The 3,403-nt window shown below is 64.7% G+C and carries 4 protein-coding genes; all 4 read right to left on the bottom strand.

The window, feature by feature from the left end; translation table 11 throughout:
• The coding region (tsaB, locus tag EN993_RS33195) for a tRNA (adenosine(37)-N6)-threonylcarbamoyltransferase complex dimerization subunit type 1 TsaB (RefSeq protein WP_127265986.1) at positions 1-496 on the bottom strand (496 nt) is incomplete at its 3' end.
• A gap of 104 nt (positions 497-600) precedes the next feature.
• Positions 601-1,704 carry a DUF1513 domain-containing protein gene (locus EN993_RS33190; RefSeq protein WP_127265985.1) on the bottom strand — a complete coding sequence of 368 codons (1,104 nt, stop codon included), beginning with the start codon at positions 1,702-1,704 and terminating at the stop codon, positions 601-603.
• A 1-nt stretch (position 1,705) separates the two neighbouring features.
• A complete protein-coding gene (locus EN993_RS33185) occupies positions 1,706-2,785 on the bottom strand; it encodes an imelysin family protein (protein WP_127265984.1) in 1,080 nt (359 codons plus the stop codon).
• A partial coding sequence (locus tag EN993_RS33180; RefSeq protein WP_127265983.1) for a di-heme oxidoredictase family protein occupies positions 2,785-3,403 on the bottom strand: 619 nt, incomplete at its 5' end. The genes EN993_RS33185 and EN993_RS33180, both read right to left, overlap by 1 nt.

Raw genomic sequence — 3,403 nt, 5'->3', positions numbered from 1 at the left:
GCGCTGCTGCGGTACCGGCAAGCACCGAAGAACCCTCCGTCGCCATCGCCACGGCTTCTGCCAGCGTGGCCACCGCCGGACCGTAAGTCAAAACCGACATTTCATCGTAAAAAGCCGCGTGGATTTCCTCACGCCCGGCATCTAGCGCCGCCAACACGGTGCGACCGGGAAATGCCGCTGCTGCTTCAGCGGCCAGCGCCTCGAGCGTCGTCACCCCGATCGCCGGAATCTTCAGCGCCAGCGCCAAGCCGCGCGCGGTCGAGACGCCGACGCGCAGACCGGTGAAAGAACCGGGGCCGACAGACACGGCAATGGCGCCAAGACCTGCATAGTCGGTTGCACTTGCCTTCAGCGCTTCGGCGATGACCGCCATCAGCTGCTCGGCATGGCCCTTGCCGAGATCGAGCACCGAACGGCCAAGCTCCTGCTTCGCCTTCGCGTCATAGACGCAAGCGGCGCAGAGATTGGCGGCACAGTCGATGGCAAGCAATTTCATGAAGCGACCAGTTCGAGAAGCAATCCCCTGTGCCCGCCACGGCCCGCCACCGCAAGGGGATAGTGCATAATTCGTTAAGCGGCTTCGCTTCGGCTGGCGAACTGTCAGACCTGCTCGATGCGCAGCATGTGGTTGTCCCAGACATAGTCCGGTTCGGAGCGTGTCGTGCCGCTGCCCTCGATGATCTCGCCGGCGCCCGTCGTCGCCATGAAACCGGTTCCGTCGGGCGCCACGCCGCAGACCTCGACCAGCGCGCTGTTCGCGACGACCCGGCCACTGGCCGAATCGATCACGACAAGCGAATTGCCTTCCGGCGAGGAGACGGCGACGGTGCCGGCAGCCGGATTGGCGGCGACCGAGCCGATATAGTTGCGGAAGCCGGACAGCACGTCCCGCGGCATGTCGAGCAGCTGCAACTCCTTGCCGCGCGTGGCGCGGCCGACCAGCAGCGGACGATCGGTGCCCGGGCCTCTGTACTGGCAGCCAAACCAGACGGTGCCGGACGGGTCGGTGTCCATATGGCGGATCGACAATTGGTGCAGTGCGGCCGGCAATTCGTGTTTCTCGATGAGGTCGCCGGTAACGCGGTCGATCAACACGTAGGACGGCTTCATGGTGGCGATGTTGAGCTCGGCGCGGCCGTAATCCGGATGGGTCTCGATACCGCCATTGGCAACAGCGATCGTCCTGCCGTCGCCCAGGAGCAGAAGCTCGTGCGGACCCATGCCATAGGTCGGGAACTCGCCGACACGGCTGAATTTCGCCCGCGAATCGTAGACGCCTACGACGCCAGCAGCATTGTCGAAGTCGTTTTCGGTGGCGTAAAGCAGCGCGCCATCGGGCGAGAACACGCCATGGCCGAAGAAATGCCGGCCGGCGATGCTGGCGATGGTCAGCGGCGCGGCACGACCCGAATGATCGAAGACCACGGCGAAGGTACCGGGCTGACGCGCGAAGACCACCGAACGCCTCGACACCGGATCGAAGGTGACGTCATGGCCGCGATCAGGCAGGTCGATCGCGTGCAGGACCTTGCCAGCCTCGGACAGGACGGCGGCGCCAAAGCTGCCGTCGCGCTTGACGAAGGCGGTGGCAAAGACGGCGTCGGCCGCAAGCGTCTTTGCCCAGGCCGACGGCGTCACCGCGGCCATGAAGCCAACGCCAGCGGCTCTCAGGAAATCGCGACGATCTATCAGAGGGGTTTTCAATTCAGTCCCCATCCAGCGAGGAGAAGCCGGCGGTCAGGCCAAATTCAGCGGTCAGCCTGGTGCCGATCAGGGTCGACAGGCTGGAGGTGATCAGCGCGAAATGGTCGAGTTTTTCACGCAGCGCCGGATCGGTGAGCGCCTTGTCGATCGGGCCGCTGATGGCCTTGGCGGTGGCGACGCCGTTGACCAGCTGGATGTGGATCGATTCGGCCATCCAGCGCGCATCGGGCGGCAGGGCGTCGCCAAGCTTCGACATCTGGAACAGCGTATCGATGCCGGAGAGATTTCCAGCCAGTGACGTCGCGGTGTTTTGCGAGCGCCAGTAGATCGCCTGTTTCGGCTTGTCCGCATCCGGCTTGCCGCCGAAAAAACCTTTCAAGCGCACATCGCGGACCATTTCCAGCTCATTGATGAAGACGCCGACCAGTTCCGTCACGGCTTCGTTGCCGTCGCGGTAGAGCGGGTTCCGAGGCCCCGGATTGGCCCAAAGGGCAGCAAATCCGTCCGGCTTGTTCCAGGCGGCGCTGACCTCGCCAGCCATGGTTTCGATGTTTCCGGCAACCGCGGCGCCATAGGCGCAGCGATAGGGATCATCCTTGCCCGCCAGTGCGTCGGCGCCGTCGCCGTAAAGCACGAATTCCAGCGCACCCAACCCCTGCATGGCAACGCTCTTGCCGGCCAGCTGTGCCGGATCGGTGGCGTTCGGGTCCTTGTCCGCCAGAGCCGCCTGCACCTGCTTCAGGCCGATGCTCTTGCGATCCGGCCAGAACAGCGTGCGCTCCAGACGATTGTTCTCCTTGATCGGCCCGAAGCCGATGATCTCGGCCGATGACCAGGCATAGACCGTGACCGAGAATTCGGCCCGCGCCGCGTCGAGTTCCCCTTGCGAAGGCGCTTCGCAGAGCTTGTGCATTGCTTGCGTCAGGACTTCCGCGTGCTGATGCAACTCGGCATAGGCCGGGCGGACAAAGCCATTGATCGCCCGCTGGATGATGTCGGAGGCCTTGACCGCCGCAGACGCCGGGGCACCGCCCAGCAAAGCCAGCGGAACAACGAGAAACAATGCAGAGCGCTTGAACATCACAGTGACTCCAGGAATTTGAGCAGCGCATAACGGTCGGCCGCGCTGGCCACGGCAAAGCGGTCGCGCGCTTTCTGCGCTTCGCCGCCATGCCACAGGATGGCCTCGGTCAGGCTGCGCGCGCGCCCGTCATGCAGGAAGAAAGAATTGCCGTTGACCGTCTCGGTCAGGCCGATGCCCCACAGCGGCGGCGTGCGCCATTCATTGCCCGTCGCATCGCCCACCGCCTGGCCATCAGCCAGATCAGGCCCCATGTCGTGCAGCAGGAGGTCGGAATAGGGCCAGATCAACTGGAAGGCCTGCGCCTTGTTGGGCGTGCCGCGACGGGTGACGAATTTCGGTGTGTGGCAGGCAATGCAGCCGATCTCATAGAAGACCTTCTTGCCCGTGAGCACTTGCCGCGCGTCGAGGTCGCGGCGCGCCGGCACGGCCAGGTTCTGCGAATAGAAGGTGACGAGATCCATCACCGGCGGCGGCGCCTCGACCGGGCCGAGACGCAGCTGCACGCCGTTCGGCATGGCGAGGCATTTGGCTTGCGCCGCGGTGCAGTCGCCCCAGTGTTTCGGCTCTTCCGGCGTCGAGATGCCGATGTCGCCGGCAAAGGCGTCCGCCGCCTGC

Origin of the sequence: Mesorhizobium sp. M7D.F.Ca.US.004.01.2.1, from assembly GCF_003997785.1 — a bacterium.
GTDB classification, from domain to species: domain Bacteria; phylum Pseudomonadota; class Alphaproteobacteria; order Rhizobiales; family Rhizobiaceae; genus Mesorhizobium; species Mesorhizobium loti.
This window is presented reverse-complemented; position numbering and strand designations above follow the sequence as displayed.